The sequence below is a fragment of the Streptomyces sp. NPDC048606 genome (genome assembly GCF_040650855.1).
Taxonomy (GTDB): domain Bacteria; phylum Actinomycetota; class Actinomycetes; order Streptomycetales; family Streptomycetaceae; genus Streptomyces.
Genome location: NZ_JBEZIB010000020.1, coordinates 1 through 15,148, shown reverse-complemented (window position 1 = coordinate 15,148; position 15,148 = coordinate 1). Strand labels below are relative to the sequence as shown.

Below are 15,148 nucleotides of genomic sequence, written 5' to 3'. Positions count from 1 at the left end.
GCCCGGGGCCACGCAGTGGCACTTCGCCGAGGCGGCCGGCTCGCCTTGTACCGCGCCGGAGCCGGGTGTCGCGCATCGCCGAGCCTTCGTCGACGCACTCGTTGGCCGGGACCGCGTCGGTCGCTCACGTGGGCAGGACCCGCCGGATCTCTTCGGCGAGGTGACCGGGGTGAGCCGTCTCCAGGCTGACTCCGAGCTCGGCGACATTCTCGTAGAACGCGATGCTGTCCGGCATCACCACCTTGAGGTCCACGGACCAGCAGCCGTCGCCTCTGCCGAAGGTGAGAAGTTGCCCGCGGTGTTCGATGTCGATCTCGCAGCCGCAACAGTCGGCCAGCTCAGCGGGTATACCCGGTGTGGGGGTCGAGGGATCGCACTCGGTCAGGGCGGTGGTGGGCCCCAGAAGCGCGGCTGCGGCCGCCACCGCTTCATGGACGTCGGCCGGCAGCGGTGCCGTCGACGGCATCCGAAGAAGGGAACCCACCGCCGGACCGGCGTGATCACCAACGACTGCGTCGATCGCTTCAGCCGCTGCCGAGAGCCGCGCCGACGTTTCCGGCACGGAGCCATCGACCTGGTCCCCGGGATCGGAGACGGGCCCCGTATCGCCTCGGGCAGTCATCTGCCCGAGGACCCGACTGACGCCCCGCAGCGCCTCGGCGGCCGCAGAAACCTGCGCGTAGAGCGCGGATGCCACCGTCGCGGCCTGCTGCGGCGTATACAGCGACCACTGGCTACGAAGCTGGACGCACAGGGCCTCGGATGCCTCGGCGGCCGCACACGCCATGTCGATGGTGTAGCTGGGCTCGGTGATTTCATGACCCATCGCCTCCCTGATGTCCGTCGTGAGACTGCTCTCTTCGCCTGTCGCAGTCTCGAACGGGGAACGCCAGGAATTCTCAGAGGTGGCTCGCAACGTGTTGTCCACGGGCCTAACAACCGCGTCAGGCAGGTCAGGTCACGGCATGGGCTGTTTTCGGCGGGGTGAACGAGAGCCGCTGGGATGGTGGTTTCGGGAGCCGTGTTGGGCCGGCTGTGCGGGAGATGGAGAGCGACAGAAGTCCATGATCGGGTGACATACTCGTCGGTGTGTCTGCGGTGTCCGTGCTGGGTGGGCCAGTAGCTCTGCGGTCAGGGTTCTGCTGATCCGTGTCCCTGACAGGCGCGGCTCGGAAGGGCCCGTCTTCTTTCTCGGAGGCGACGGGCGCGTCGGCCGTCGATGATGTGTCGATGAGCCAGAACGAGGTCGACGCACTGCGGCAGGCCGGAGATGACACCGGCCACCGCGAGTTCGCAGAGCGCATGGTGCGGGCTTTGAGCGACGGCTTCCAAGTCCTGGAGAACCTGCCGCGAGACGACGAGTTCTGGCGGGGCTGGGCCAACGATCATGTCACGGTCCACAAGCTTGATGCTCTCGCCATCGAGCGGCTGGCACGGGATCCCGCAGACCGGACGGCTCGGTGGACGCTTGTGGCGCTCGCGCTCGCCCATGGCGCCAATGACGGCGGGCTTGCCCTGCTGGGGCCGGAGATCGCCGCCGATCCGACCGTCGTGGCGGACGCGCTCGTCATCGCGGACTGGATCGGCCAGGAGATCGGGCTCGATCTCACCACCGAGCTGCGTGAGGCGTGCGCGTGGGCGGATCGCGACGCGCTGGAGTCGCTGGCACGGACGGAGAGAGGAGAGGCAGCACAAGCTGCGTTGCGTGTTCTGGAACCGCAGCCTCCTCTCTCCGGTCGCGACTGAACCGTTCGGGAGACGGTCAGGGGCTGCGGCGTTCTGCTTCGGTGACGCGGAAGCGGTAGGACTCGGTACCGGTCTGGATGAGGGTGCAGCGGAAGCTGATCCGGTCGGCGATGGCCGCGCAGAGACGGGGGTCGCCGAAGGCCTTGTCCCACTCGGCGAACGGGGAGTTCGTGGTCACGGCGGTCGCCTTGCATTCCTCGCGCTCGGTGAAATCTGGAACAGGAGCTTGGCGCCCTTCGCACACTCGGCGCCAGCGAGGAGGCCGCCCGCCGATGCGTGTTGGGCGGCCTGCGGCCCCGAGCACAGTGACCGCCACCGCTTGGTTGGCCGGAGTGGCGGTGGCAGGGGGGTGCAGAGGCGTTTCAGCGGTGAATGCGCGGCCCCGGGAGGGTGAACCACGTACTCGCGGCCTTCCGGTGGAGGGGTGGGGCCGATACAACCCCTCCCGTGATGATCACCATGAAGAGGGCCTGCACTGCCGCCGCCGCGGCCTTCGCTCTCGCCTGCCCCACCCCCGCACACGCCGCCGACGCCGCGCCTCAGGCCGTGCCGCAGGTCCTTCCGATGGGCGTGGCGATCTCGGCGCTTTCCCTGGCGGCCGAGGACCGTACCGGCTACCGGCGTACCTCCTTCCGTCACTGGAACGCGGGCGACCAGCCGGCCGACGGCTGCAACACCCGCCAGGAGGTGCTGCTCGCGGAGGCCGTCGACTACCCGACCATCGGGCCGGGCTGCACCCTGTCCGGGGGGAGCTGGGAGTCGTACTACGACGCGGTCAGTGTCACCGACGCTTCCCGGTTGGACATCGACCACATGGTGCCCCTGGCCGAGGCCTGGGACTCGGGGGCCTCGACGTGGACGGCGGCCAGGCGGGAGGCCTACGCGAACGACCAAGGCCAGCCGGCCTCGTTGGTCGCGGTGACGGCGCGTACGAACCGCGCGAAGGCCGACCGTGACCCGTCCGAGTGGCTGCCGCCGTCCGCCGACGCCCTGTGCCGCTACGGAGCCGAGTGGACCGCGACCAAGCTCCGCTGGGGGCTCGCCGTCGACGAACCGGAACGAGACCGGCTCCTCGACATCGCGGCCGGATGCGGCGACACCGACGTCGAATTCACCCCCGCCCCCTAGCCAAGCCCCGACACCCCAGACAACGGCCCCGCGACTTCCGGCAACGCACCGACCGATCAGTCGCGGGGGATCACCGGAGAGTGCAGGAGGAACGACCATGGGGGCCTTCGGGCGGATGGACATCACCGTCAAGGCGCACACCCTGGTCGCCACCCGGTGGACCTGGGGCACGCAGTACGCCCCCGAACGCCGCTGGGTCGACGGTTGGGGAACGGAAGTCGAGACACCGGTCGTGATCCAGCTCCTCGACCTTGTCGCGGCCGGAGAGGTGAGCGCGAAGGATGCCCGCGACGCGCTGGCCGCCGCGGCCGCGAAACTCATCCGCACCCACGACCCCGACGAGGCGGATCCGCGGGAGTACGCCGCCGCACGCTGCTACGGGGACTGCGAACGCTGCCGGGCCAGGCGCCCCGAATTCGAAGCGATCCACGCCCGCGCCCTCGTGGAGAAGGCGAAGGGCGCGGACACGCTCACCTATCCGTACGCGGTCACCAGGAACGGGCTGCACCGCTCCGACTGCCCACACATCACCGACACCATCTCCCACATCCGCGGATACGAGATGCGAGACCTCAAGTCCTTCGTCCACGAGGACGAGGAGCACTCCGGATGGGCGGCGTTCAGTACCTTCCTCGACCGCAACGAGGCCGCGGCCTGGGTCGCGGAGCGCTGCGGTCCCCGTGGCGGCAGGCAGTACCGGTTGTGCAGGATCTGTAGCCCTGAGCACCCCTGACCCGCTGGTCGAGAGTTTGGCGGGTGCAAGGTCGCCGGGGTGCGGGGCCGGAGGTGCAGTGGCGTGCCGGCCTGATTCTGCGCGGCACTGCCAGCGTCGTGGGGAAGCAGGGGGTGAGCTTTTCGAGGTGGGGCGCACTGTGACGGCGCGCAGGATTCGCGGCACGCTCGTGATGCTTAGCGCGTCACTGCTGACGAGGCGTCAGGGCTCGACCGAGTGTCTCGTATAGGACGTGTGCCGCCGCGTTGTCGCGTGCTGGTCCGTTGGGTGCGGGGTGCGGGGTGCGGGGTGCGGGGTGCGGGGTGCGGGGTGCGAGGGTGGCGGGTTGGAGGGTGCCTGGGCCGTAGGGGGTGCGGGCGTGGTCGGTGACCGCTTCGATCGCGAGGGCGCACTAGGCGGGCCAGATCGCGCGCGAGTAGATCTTCGATGGGCTCCTGGCCCGACTCGACGAACAGGCCGGGTGACCGTCAGCAGGCCGCAGGACGCCAGAAACCCGTGTTCCGATAGCGCCACCAGTACAGGACGGTGCGATCGTCGGGCCACGCAGCCAGCTGAACGCCCTGGGGCTCGAAGTGGTAGTGCTCGGAGTCGATGGGCCGCCAGCTCCGGTCCTGCGGCTCGTCGTCCCGGGGCGGGCGGATGTGCTCCACGGACCGCTCATCACAGGCCCCGAAGGCCTGGTAGTTCTGTTGCGCCTCGACCAGTGAGGTCCGATTGGCGCCAACTTTCCAGTCGGGCCAGCGCAGCTGCAGGACGTCGTCCTCCCAGAAGCACACCGGGCAGATCTCATACGAGCCAGGCGGCTCGTCCATGGTCAATCGGCCGCAGCACACGCAGGGGTATTTCAGGATCACGCCCGTCATCCTGTCTCACCTCTCCGTGAGGCCCAACTGCTTTCAAGGGGGTTGACAGCGAGACCCGCATATTAGGGCCTGTGTGATGTCGTGATCAGCTTCTGGGTTCTGCCCTCTTCGTAGGCCGGGATCCGGTGGGCCTGGGGTTGTGACGCGCAGGCAACTGGCCTGACAGCCCCTGGCGACCCCCAGCGCGGGCCCGCAACCACCCGGTGGCGGGCCCGCGCTGTTGTGTCTCCGGGGCCTCCAAGGTCATGTGCCGTCAGAGGTGTTGGCGGCGCGCTGGTACCAGACTTGTGCCTCGGCCGCGCGCCCGGTGTTGGCCAGCAGCAGTCCGAGGTTGTGCATGGCGTCGGTGCTTCCGGCGTCGATGGCTTTGCGGTACCAGGTTTCTGCCTCGTGGGTGCGGCCGGTGTCGGTCAGCAGCAGTCCGAGGTTGTTCATGGCGTACATCTGTCCGGTGTCGGCGGCTTTGCGGTACCAGGTTTCTGCCTCGTGGGTGCGGCCGGTGCCGGCCAGCAGCACTCCGAGGTTGTTCATGGCGTCGGTGTTTCCGGCGTCGGCGGCCTTGCGGTACCAGGTTTCTGCCTCGTGGGTGCGGCCTGTGTCGGCCAGCAGCAGTCCGAGGCCGTGCATGGCACCGGTGTTTCCGGCGTCGATGGCTTTGCGGTACCAGGTTTCTGCCTCGTGGGTGCGGCCGGTGTCGGTCAGCAGCAGTCCGAGGTTGTTCATGGCGTTCATCTGTCCGGTGTCGGCGGCTTTGCGGTACCAGGTTTCTGCCTCGTCGGTGCGGCCGGCGTCCTCCAGCAGCAGTCCGAGGTTGTGCATGGCGTCGGTGTTTCCGGCGTCGGCGGCCTTCCGGTACCAGGTTTCTGCCTCGTCCGTGCGGCCGGTGCCGGCCAGCAGCAGTCCGAGGCCGTACATGGCACCGGTGTTTCCGGCGTCGATGGCTTTGCGGTACCAGGTTTCCGCCTCGTCGGTGCGGCCGGTGCCAGCCAGCAGCAGTCCGAGGCCGTGCATGGCACCGGTGTTTCCGGCGTCGATGGCTTTGCGGTACCAGGTTTCCGCCTCGTCGGTGCGGCCGGCGTCGGTCAGCAGCAGTCCGAGGTTGTGCATGGCGTTGAAGTTTCCGGTGTCGGCGGCTTTGTGGTACCAGGTTTCCGCCTCGTCGGTGCGGCCAGCGTCCTCCAGCAGCATTCCGAGGTTGTTCATGGCACCGGCGTTCCCGGCGCCGGCGGCCCTCCGATACCAGGTTTCCGCCTCTTCGATGCGGCCGGCCTCTGTCAGCAGCAGCGCGAGGTTGAACATGGCGTCGGTGTCTCCGGCTGCGGCGGCTCGCCGGTGGCGCTCCTCGTCGGTTTCCCAAGCCTTTGCGGCGGGGCCGGTGGTTGGCCAGGGTACGAGGTGTGCCGAGCGCAGGCGTGCGCCGACCTCCTTGGCAGTGAGGGGACGGTCGACGGGGTCTTTGCCAAGGAGGGAGGTGATGAGGGTGTCGAGGCCGGGCGGTAGGGCGGGCCGGTGGGTGCTGGGCGGTTCGGGCGTGGTGGACAGGTGCATGGCGATGACGGCGTACGCGGAGTCCGCGGTGAACGGGGGGCGCCCGGTGAGGAGCTCGTACAGGCTGACACCCAGCGCGTACAGGTCGGCCGAGTGCGTCGGTGTCTGGCCCCTGAGCTGCTCGGGAGCCATGTAGAGGGGGCTGCCGAGCAGCGCTCCGGCCGCGGTCAGGCCGATCGTGCCGTCCTGGATCTGGACGATCCCGAAGTCGCAGATCTTGACGGTGCCGTCGTCGAGCAGCATGAGGTTGGCCGGTTTGATGTCGCGGTGCACGATGTTTTGCGCGTGGGCGGCGGCCAGCCCGTCGCACACCTGGGCGCCGTACTCCAGCACCTGCTCCGGGGGAAGCCCGCCGGGGTGGTCCTCGCGCAGGACCGTCGCGAGATCACGCCCTTCCAGGAACTCCATGACGAGGAACGGGGAGACTTCCACCAGCCCGTCGGCGCTCGTCTCCTGGTGCTCGCCCAGGTCGTGGACGATGGCGATGTTGCGGTGGTTCAGCCGGGCGGCCGCCTCGCCCTCACGGCGGAAGCGGGCCAGGACCTGGGCGGCGAGCCGGTCGTCACGCAGATGCGAGGCGAGAACCATCTTGATCGCGACGGTGCGGCGCAGCCTCAGATCGGAGGCCGCCCACACCTCGCCCATACCGCCGTGCCCCAAGCGGCTGTCGAGCCGGTAGCGGCCCGCCAACTTCATCCCCCTGTACATGTGGATCACCGTATGCGACCCGCCCGCGACGGGACAATGCACCAGCAGGCTGTGAGGTGGAGCGTGACTGGCTGCTTGGACATCGCGGCCGGCTGCGGCGGAAGTGCGAAGCCGCCGGACCGGCTGAGCGAGGCGCTCGGGATGCCGTTGCCGTTTCGGCGGCCTCGGGTGACGCCGGGGCGGTCGGGCACCTGGTCCGCGCGGGCCTGTTGGTCTACCTCAGTGGCGAGGTCGAGTTCCCTGACGTCCACCCGGACGAGGTTGCGGCCTTGGCCCGCCGTTGGGACCTGCTTGCGCTCCTGGATCGGTACGTGCCTCTCGGGCCGGACCAGGCCGCCCGCCGGCTCGGAGTTCCCCGCACGGATTTAGACGTCCTCGTGGCGAAGGGCTTCATTCGGCCGTCGGGTTCGGTGGACATCGACTTCAAGCGCCAGGGCGGCGTCACGACCGTCGACCTCATATAGCGCGGAGGAGGTGGTGCTCCTCACGGTCGTGTGACCCTCGGTGGATTGGCGGGGGGCGTACGGTCGAGGGGGGCCGCTGGCGGACATGCGGTCACCCGGCCGGGCCATCGTCGGTGCCCGCGTCGAGCTGGTGGCTTTGTTTACTTTCAGGACAATCCGTGAACAAGGCCCCCCGGCGTTCGGAGCCTGGCGGGGTGGAGCCGGTCTCGGTGCAGTGCTTGACGGCTGCCCCCGCCGGTGCCTGTGGCGGGGGCGTGTGGGTTGTGGGATGTGCTGTTTTGGTGGTTATCGGATGAGGGTGTGCAGGGCGGCGGTGGCGGCGCCGGTGGTGGTGAGTCCGGCGATGACGGCGGTGGCGGGGTGGGTTCCGGTGAGGGCGGTGAGGGCGCCGACGATGAGCCCGAGCACGAGTGCGGTCAGGAGGACCACGGCCGTGCGCAGGGGGAGGAACGCCTGGTTGTCGGCGGGGGGCGGGGTGGGCCGGCTGTTCTGGTGGGTTGTCATGCTTCGACTCTGGAGCCGTTCAGGCTGTTGACCTGCATGGAGGGAACACATCTGTTGACAGTCGATCAGGGGGTGTTCACCGCAGTACATCTGGCCTGTTCCGCGGAACACCGCCGCCTTCTGCCTGGGGTGTTCCGGGGTGTTCACACACGTGCCCTACTGTTCCGCGGACCGGCCCCCTACCCTGCTGAACAGGGATCGGCAGGGGGGACACGGGCGTGATCGACAGTACCGACGCGGGGCACGGCGAGGTCACCTTCGAGGCTGGCCTCGCGGACCAGGCGGCGCATCTGCGCCGGCTGAAGGTGGAGCGCGGAGACCCCTCGCTACGCCAGATCGCGGTGCGGGCGCAGAAGATTCCCAACGGGGCGGCGTTACCGATCGCCACGCAGAGTTCGGCTTTCGCCGGTACCCGGTTCGTCGGCGTCGACAAGATCATCCTGTTGGTTCGGACCCTGATGTCCTGGGACGCGGACGGCGAGGAGATCCCCGCCCCGGCCCGCACCGACCCCGTGCTCGACGAATGGCGCGGTAGGTGGCGCGTGACAGCGGAACTACGTCCGGGCCGCCGAAGCGGCGTCGCCTCGGCCTCCGCTTCCCTGGGGCAGGATCCGATTCCGGTCGACGAGGCGTCGGCGGGTCCCACGGCGGCCGGCGTGCCTCGTCAGGGGGGTCCGCCGGCGGGGCCGGGATCATCGCTGGCGGTCAGGGCGCTCCTGCACGCGGCCGGGGTGGACGTGCTGGAGTTGCCGCCCTTTCGGACCGGTGTGGTGTTCGCGGTGGCGTTCTCGCCCGACGGGTCGCTGTTGGCGACCAGCGTCGTCCATTCCAACGCCGGCATGGTGCGGTTGTGGGACCCGGTGACCCGCACCCTGGTCGGCGAGCCGTTCGCCGGAGTCAGCGCTGCGGGAATGGGGGTGGCGTTCTCGCCCGATGGCACGCTTCTTACGAGCAGCGACCAGGAAGGCCTGGTTCGATTGTGTGACCCGGTCACTCGCACCCCTGTCGGCGACCCACTCCCCGGCCACACCGACATGGTGCGCGGGCTGGCGTTCTCGCCCGACGGCACGCTTCTTGCGAGCGGCGACAAGGCCGGCATGGTGCGGTTGTGGGACCCGGCCACCCGCACCCTGGTCGGCGACCCGCTCGTCGGCCCCAAGGGCCAGGCGAACTGGCTCGCGTTCTCGCCTGACGGCTCTCGTCTGGCGGTCACCGGTGCCGAGGACGGCACGGTGCGGTTGTGGGACCCGGTCACCCGCACGCCTGTCGGGAGCCCTCTTACCGGCCACGACGGCATGGTGTTCGCGGTGGCGTTCTCGCCTGATGGCTCGCTGCTGGCGAGCGTCGGACAAGATGGCACGGTGCGATTGTGGGACCCGGTCGCCTGCACCCCTGTCGGGGACCCTCTCACCGGCCACGACGGCATGGTGCTCGCGGTGGCGTTCTCGCCTGATGGCTCGCTGCTGGCGACCGCCGGCGCCGAGGACGGCACGGTGCGATTGTGGGACCCGGTCACCCGCACTGCTGTCGGCGAACCCTTGGTCACCCGCAACAATGCGGCGCTCGCGGTGGCGTTCTCACCCGACGGCACCCTCCTCGCGGCCGCCAGCCTCGACAAGAGGTTCTTCGAACTCGAAGATGAAGCCGAGCTCGAGCGTGTCGGCGACGATTTAGGCGTTGTGCAGCTGTGGGTGGTTCCCGGCCGTACCCCGTAGCCCGCACCTGATCCAAGCGGTCATTGAAAGATCTACGGGAGGAAGCGGCGGTCTGGGCGCTGGCCCCGGCCGGGCGTGGAAGGTCTTGTCGTTCGGCTGCGGGTGGATGAAGGGGATCGCGTTCATCCTCGGCGTCTCCCGGCCGGGCAGGCGGCCGGTCGGGCGCGCGGCCGCCCGGGGAGGTACCTTCGATCGGGTCGCGATGCACGCTGTCGCCCGCGCCTTTGAGGCTGGGTGGGGCTGGCGGCGATGTCGGCGCAGGATCGTACGGCGGTGCGCCGCCCGTCGACGGGGGAGCTGGCGGAGGCCGGCTGCCGCCGGGGCCTGCTGGAGACCGCCCGGCGGTCTGGAAGAGCTGATGGCCCGCCGCCGGGCATGCCTCGATGACCAGGAGCGGCGCGAGGACGCGAGCGCCGAGGAGACCGCCCGGATCACCGCCTATTACGATGCCCTGCTCGCCGAGCTGGAGCGTCCGGGCCCTGACGGCCACCCGCGGATTCTACGGGCAGGGCCGCCGGCACCGAAGTGCGGGGCAGGCGGCGAGGCCGCAGGTCCACCGGCATCAGCGGCACTGCGAGGCGGGTGCAGCTACCAGTTCGGCCCGGTGCTGCGTCAGTATGCTCAGCAGCCTGCGCTGCACGGTGAAGAACTGGGACATGGCTTTGTCAGCGAGTCTCCCTGTGAAGCCAGGCGGGCCCGGAAACCTCGTCGGGCTCGCCTACTTCGAGGTGGTCAGCACTCTGCGAAGAAGCGAGCCCGAGGCCATGAACAGGGTGCTCACTGTCCACGTCTGAAGAGCATCTGCTGGCCGCCGCCGACGAGAGGCCCGCAGCCTGGGGTCCTAGCCGCAGCTGGAGCGGTAGTACGACTCGTTGCCCCACATCGCCTCAGCCGCCGATGCGTAGGACGTGACGCCGGCCTTGACGTCGCCGCTCTGCGCGAAGTACTTGCCCTTCACCGAGGAGCCGTGGCAGTTCTTGCCGTGGTAGAAGTTCGAGTAGACCTGGTCGCTGCTGTTGGTGCCGTAGAACCACTTGCCGCCGCTGACCTCGACGGTCTGCGCCAGTGCCGGGGTGGCAAGGCCCACAACGATGAAACCGGCCGTGACGGCAGCCTTGATACGGGTGCTGACCTGCATGTTTTGCTCCACTCCATCTTCCGGTCATGGGCAGACCGGGAACGAGCACTCATAGTGCAGACACGTAAATCCAAGATCAATAAAATTTCCGGGTATGGCCTAAACCGCACCTCTACTTCCGACGGAGTGCAGGTCTGCGGACGCAAGGGCTTCGTGGGGGTCAAAATTCACCAGAGATGGACGAAGCTCCCACGGCACTGCTGGCTGAAAGACGTCTGATCCGTCAGGCCTTCCGCCACCGGCTGCCGCTCCGAGAACCTGCTAGCCCCAACTCCCGGAGGGCACGCCTCTTCCAGCGCCTGCTGGCCGGCGAGTGCGACATGGAGAGGTGCAGAGCCATATCGGCTGGTCGCCGGGCAGATCTGTTCAAGCTCACCCACTGCTGGATCTGCTGCACCGAGGCACGGTCAAGCAGGCGTAGTGCGCGGTTGCAGAAGTCGGCGGTCGCACGGTCGGCGTTGGCCGCGGCTCGGCTCTATCTGGCGGCCGGCGGTGAGGGCCGATCAGAAGGAGGAGCGGGGAAGAGAGTGCGCTCACCTTGTGAGCCGCTGGCATCGAAAAATTCCGCCGTCACGTCTCAGCCATGCGTTGAGCTAGGCCGTTTGACCTGCAGAAACTCGCCGATCCCTTGTGGGCCAAGGGCGCGTGGGCGTCGACGCACCAGCTGGCCCAGGGGTGGTTTAGGCCATACCCGGAAATTTTATTGATCTTGGGTTTACGTGTCTGCACTATGAGTGCTCGTTCCCGGTCTGCCCGTGACCGGAAGATGGAGTGGAGCAACACATGCAGGTCAGTACCCGTATCAAGGCTGCCGTCGCGGCCGGTTTCATCGTTGTGGGCCTTGCCACCCCGGCACTCGCGCAGACCGTCGAGGTCAGCGGCGGCAAGTGGAGCTACGGCACCAACAGCAGCGACCAGGTCTACTCGAACTTCTACCACGGCAAGAACTGCCACGGCTCCTCTGTGAAGGGCAAGTACTTCGCGCAGAGCGGCGACGTCGCGGCGGGCAAGTGGTCCTACGCGTCGGCGGCTGAGGCGCTGTGGGGCAACCAGTCGTACTTCCGTTCCAGCTGCGGCTAAGGATCCAGGCTGCGGGCCTCCAGGTAGCGATGCCTGACTGTCGCTGGGGGGTGAGGACCGGTCCTCACCCCCCAGCGAGGCCCGTCAACTTCAGGTTGACGCTTTTCATAGCTGTGCCACGAAATGCCCCCAAGCGCTCCGAACTAGGTAGTCGATGCTGCACCGAGGTATCAAATTCATCTACGCCGCCGTATTCGCGTTCTCCGCGCTTGTGGCGTTCCTGTTCGTGCGGGGGCTGGACGAGGACTGGGTGCTTGGCCACTCGTCCGTGGTCTGGGTGCTCGACGCCGACGACTCGGCCAGCGGGTCGCAAGTCGCCCGCGACGTAGCCGCGTTCGCCACCGACCGTAGGCTCTCGGTAGCCCGCGAAGTGCCCGATCTGAAGGACCCCGACGGTCTCCGACACCTCTATCTCGCTTCCGGTGACCCGGGCTCAGACGCGGCATCATGGCTGAAGGAGGGCTATCCGTCCTTCGGCCGGGACTATCAGACCCAGGTGCATCCGCTCACGGATATCGGGCAGCGAGACCCTCGAGGCTACTACTACGTGTTCGGCCCGGAAGGGTCCGATGCCGCACTGGTGGCCCAGTTCAAGAGCCTTGGCCTACGTGCCATTTCCTCCCACCCGCTCTCTATCGCGGAACTGACCCCCTTCTACGCGGACGGGGTCCTTGTCTGGTCTCTTCTGGTGGTTGCTCTCGCCGCCGTGACGATGACCGGAGCAAGTGTCCTGCTCAATGCGAAGTCATACGGAGTGCTTCGCCTGCAGGGGAAGTCCTTCACCGACATCCTGCTTCGTGATCTGCGACAGCTCGCGACGTTCGCCGCGATAGCAGCTGCAGTGGTGGCCAGCGGGGTCCTGCTACTCCTCGGCCTTTACAACGGATACGCGTGGCTGGGCCTGTTCACTTCTGTGACTCTGGGCATCGCCGGCGTCCTCATCCTCTTGATCCTGGCGACCCATGCGGCTGTGCTCGCCCTCACCTTCAGGACCGATGTCCTTCGTGCCCTCAAGGGCGAACTCCCCGCCCGGGCAGCATCCCTTTCGGCCTACCTCGTCCGCATCCCTGCTTTGCTGCTCGCCCTCAGCATCGCCACCTCCGCTGCCCTGGCGGGCCAGGACATCCTGGCGCGCCAAGACAGCCGGGAAATCTATGCGAAGGTGGGCGACACGGCAGCCATCCGACTGAACGGCAGCCTGGGTGGCGACGACGAGATAAAGCAGATGCAAAAACGCGTGGGCGGATGGCTCCGCCAATCCGACGCGGCGGGCAAACTCATCGTCGCCGGGCGGCGGGAACTACACGACATCTCGCCCGGTTCCGGCCTGCCCCAGGGCGAGATGCTCATCGTCAACGAAACCTTCCTCACCGAACAGTCCCTCGTTGATCCCACCGGAAACCGGTACGCCCCCACGCCGCTGGACGGCAAGAGCCCCAACAGCCACGCAGTACGGCTCATCGTGCCCCAGTCCCTCAGCCAGCACAGCTCGACCATCGCCGCGGAGATCCCGGGCGTCCTGAGCCCGGCGGACCCGGGGCGAATCCGGCAGAGCCAGGTACAGACGCTCCCCGCGAAGAGCGGCCAGCGCGTCTTCGGCTACAACCCCGGCGACCAAGCCCACACCGCCGCCCGCAACACCAAGGAGGACCGCTCCCTCGTGGACGACGCGGTCCTGCTGGTGGTCCCCAACGGATCGGCCTATCTCACCGACAACGCCTACACCTCGTTCGCCACCCAGGGCGGAGTGGTCTTCCCCAACCCTGCCGACATCCAGGCCGGCATCGAAGAGAACAAGCTGCAGAACGATGTGATAGCCATCAGGCCCGTCGGGCAGAACGCAGCCCTGCAGATGCGGGACGCAGTCAACGACTTCCGGCTGTACCTGTTCAACCTCGCTGTAGCCGTGATCGTGCTCGTCATCACAGGCGTCGGCGTCAGCATCGTCTACTCGCGGAAGAACGCCCAGGCCATCTTCGTCAAGCACATCAGCGGATGGACATTCGCCGCAAGCCACCGCTCCGTGCTCGCGGTCGAAGGGGCTCTCGCCATGCTGCTGGCCGGCTGGGTGCCCTTCCGGGTCTGGCAGCAGAACCAGGACCTGGAGGAGTACACGGCCATGGGGATGCCCGCGCCCAGCCCGCCGGTGCAGATCAGCGCCCTGGATCTGACTCTGACCAGTGGGCTGGTCGCAGTCGAGGTCGGGGCCGTGCTCCTCGCGCTGACAGCCTTCCATCGCCGCATCGTCAAGGAAGGGGCCACCGAAGGATGATCCCCGTTCGCACCCCTTCACGCAGGAGCACTACCGTGATCAACATTGAGAAACTGTCAAAGTCCTTCGGCCGACGGACCCTGTGGTCGGATGTCAACCTGACCGTGAAGGGCGGCGAAATGCTAGCCCTGGTCGGCCCCAGCGGATCAGGAAAATCCACCCTCCTCAACTGCCTCGGATTGCTCGAGGCACCGAGCGAGGGCGCGATCCTGTATGACGGCAAGGACATCACCCGCTTCAACGCGACTCAGACACGACGGTTCCGCCGTGAGGTACTCGGCTACCTCTTCCAGAACTACGCCCTGATCGAGAACGCCACCGTCGCCGCCAACCTGGAGACGGCCGTCAAGCCTCGGCGGTCGCTCAGGAGCAACACCCACGTCACCATTGCCAAGGCCCTCGACCGTGTCGGGCTCGCCGGCCGCGAGAAGGAGAAGATCCACTACCTCAGCGGCGGCGAACAGCAGCGTGTCGCCCTTGCCCGGCTCATGGTCAAGCAGCCAGCACTTGTACTCGCCGACGAACCGACCGGCGCGCTAGACCACACCAACACCACCTTGGTCGTGGACATCCTGCGCGAGATGAGCGACGCCGGATGCGCCGTCGTCATCGCCACCCACAACGACTACGTCCGCGATCGCTGCGACACCGTCTTCGCAGTAGATAGGCGCTCGCCGGACATCGGTGCCCACTCCGCGCGGGCTGCAGGCGAAGCGGACGCTGCCCCTGCACCAGAGCGTGGAGCGCGGTTCGTGGTCTGAGCACCCCTGTCCGCACTGCCTCGGCAAGACGGTCCAGTGCGCTCGGCACATGAAGACGTCAAACGAGAACGGACCCCGGGCAGGTGCTGGGGTCCTTCGCAGGACGGACTGAGCTGGTGGGCAATCGGCCACTCATGCCCAATCGATGCCGAGTTCGGCGAGCGCCCGGAGTTGGCCGGTGTCGAGTCGGTCGCGTTGTTTCTGGTTGGCGAGCCACACGCCGGTACGGTGCTCCGACCCGTTCGGGAGGTGCTCGACGTGGGAGCGCCCCGGAGCGCCGCCCCCTTCCCGGGCGAGGTACTGCGCGAGGGCCTGGATGCCGGTCTGGAAGGCCGCTGCACCGCGCCCGGCCCCGCTTGGCCGTGCCGGTCTTCGTGGAGGCCGTACGGGCCTGTACGACCCGCGAGGGGGTGACGCCGAGCGCACCGAGCCGTGCCTGCTGCTTGGGGTTCAGCCGCGCCCAGCTCCGTCGTTGGGTGGCGAGTCAC

Annotated in this window: 14 protein-coding genes; 8 read left to right on the top strand and 6 right to left on the bottom strand. The window is 68.0% G+C overall.

Translation table 11 applies throughout. The features are described from left to right. Positions 1-124 precede the first annotated feature (124 nt). Complete coding sequence (locus AB0D01_RS21820) at positions 125-928, bottom strand: hypothetical protein (protein WP_363057646.1); 804 nt, start codon at positions 926-928, stop codon at positions 125-127. A 302-nt stretch (positions 929-1,230) separates the two neighbouring features. On the opposite strand from AB0D01_RS21820, the gene AB0D01_RS21815 reads away from it, so the two are divergent. After that, positions 1,231-1,746 carry a hypothetical protein gene (locus AB0D01_RS21815; RefSeq protein ID WP_363057644.1) on the top strand — a complete coding sequence of 172 codons (516 nt, stop codon included), beginning with the start codon at positions 1,231-1,233 and terminating at the stop codon, positions 1,744-1,746. A gap of 16 nt (positions 1,747-1,762) precedes the next feature. Here the strand turns inward: AB0D01_RS21815 and AB0D01_RS21810 are convergent, their stop codons facing one another. After that, complete coding sequence (locus tag AB0D01_RS21810) at positions 1,763-1,924, bottom strand: ATP-binding protein (protein ID WP_363057642.1); 162 nt, start codon at positions 1,922-1,924, stop codon at positions 1,763-1,765. A 272-nt stretch (positions 1,925-2,196) separates the two neighbouring features. Between AB0D01_RS21810 and AB0D01_RS21805 the strand changes: the two genes are divergently transcribed. Both AB0D01_RS21805 and AB0D01_RS21800 read left to right on the top strand, forming a co-directional pair. After that, positions 2,197-2,874, top strand: coding sequence for an HNH endonuclease family protein (locus AB0D01_RS21805; RefSeq protein ID WP_363057899.1), 678 nt, complete (start codon positions 2,197-2,199; stop codon positions 2,872-2,874). A gap of 97 nt (positions 2,875-2,971) precedes the next feature. Next, on the top strand, positions 2,972-3,607 hold the full coding sequence (locus AB0D01_RS21800; RefSeq protein ID WP_363057640.1) for a hypothetical protein: 636 nt from the start codon (positions 2,972-2,974) through the stop codon (positions 3,605-3,607). 467 nt (positions 3,608-4,074) lie between these two features. Here AB0D01_RS21800 and AB0D01_RS21795 read toward each other — a convergent pair whose 3' ends face one another. Next, positions 4,075-4,470 (bottom strand): CPCC family cysteine-rich protein, encoded by a 396-nt coding sequence (locus AB0D01_RS21795; RefSeq protein ID WP_363057638.1) that lies wholly within the window; start codon positions 4,468-4,470, stop codon positions 4,075-4,077. 243 nt (positions 4,471-4,713) lie between these two features. Then, positions 4,714-6,726, bottom strand: coding sequence for a tetratricopeptide repeat protein (locus tag AB0D01_RS21790; protein WP_363057637.1), 2,013 nt, complete (start codon positions 6,724-6,726; stop codon positions 4,714-4,716). Positions 6,727-6,782: 56 nt separating this feature from the next. On the opposite strand from AB0D01_RS21790, the gene AB0D01_RS21785 reads away from it, so the two are divergent. Beyond that, entirely contained in the window at positions 6,783-7,190 is a 408-nt protein-coding gene (locus AB0D01_RS21785) for a hypothetical protein (RefSeq protein ID WP_363057635.1), read from the top strand. 285 nt (positions 7,191-7,475) lie between these two features. Here AB0D01_RS21785 and AB0D01_RS21780 read toward each other — a convergent pair whose 3' ends face one another. Further along, positions 7,476-7,694, bottom strand: a complete 219-nt coding sequence (locus AB0D01_RS21780; RefSeq protein ID WP_363057633.1) for a hypothetical protein — start codon at positions 7,692-7,694, stop codon at positions 7,476-7,478. Between the two features lie 218 nt (positions 7,695-7,912). On the opposite strand from AB0D01_RS21780, the gene AB0D01_RS21775 reads away from it, so the two are divergent. Then, positions 7,913-9,409, top strand: a complete 1,497-nt coding sequence (locus tag AB0D01_RS21775; RefSeq protein WP_363057631.1) for a WD40 repeat domain-containing protein — start codon at positions 7,913-7,915, stop codon at positions 9,407-9,409. 841 nt (positions 9,410-10,250) lie between these two features. Here the strand turns inward: AB0D01_RS21775 and AB0D01_RS21770 are convergent. Then, positions 10,251-10,559, bottom strand: coding sequence for a lactococcin 972 family bacteriocin (locus AB0D01_RS21770; RefSeq protein WP_363057629.1), 309 nt, complete (start codon positions 10,557-10,559; stop codon positions 10,251-10,253). Between the two features lie 822 nt (positions 10,560-11,381). On the opposite strand from AB0D01_RS21770, the gene AB0D01_RS21765 reads away from it, so the two are divergent. From AB0D01_RS21765 to AB0D01_RS21755, 3 genes are all read left to right on the top strand, one after another. Further along, on the top strand, positions 11,382-11,627 hold the full coding sequence (locus tag AB0D01_RS21765) for a lactococcin 972 family bacteriocin (RefSeq protein ID WP_363057627.1): 246 nt from the start codon (positions 11,382-11,384) through the stop codon (positions 11,625-11,627). A gap of 154 nt (positions 11,628-11,781) precedes the next feature. Continuing rightward, on the top strand, positions 11,782-13,899 hold the full coding sequence (locus AB0D01_RS21760; RefSeq protein ID WP_363057625.1) for a hypothetical protein: 2,118 nt from the start codon (positions 11,782-11,784) through the stop codon (positions 13,897-13,899). Between the two features lie 35 nt (positions 13,900-13,934). After that, positions 13,935-14,660, top strand: a complete 726-nt coding sequence (locus tag AB0D01_RS21755; RefSeq protein WP_363057623.1) for an ATP-binding cassette domain-containing protein — start codon at positions 13,935-13,937, stop codon at positions 14,658-14,660. The last annotated feature ends 488 nt before the right edge of the window (positions 14,661-15,148 follow it).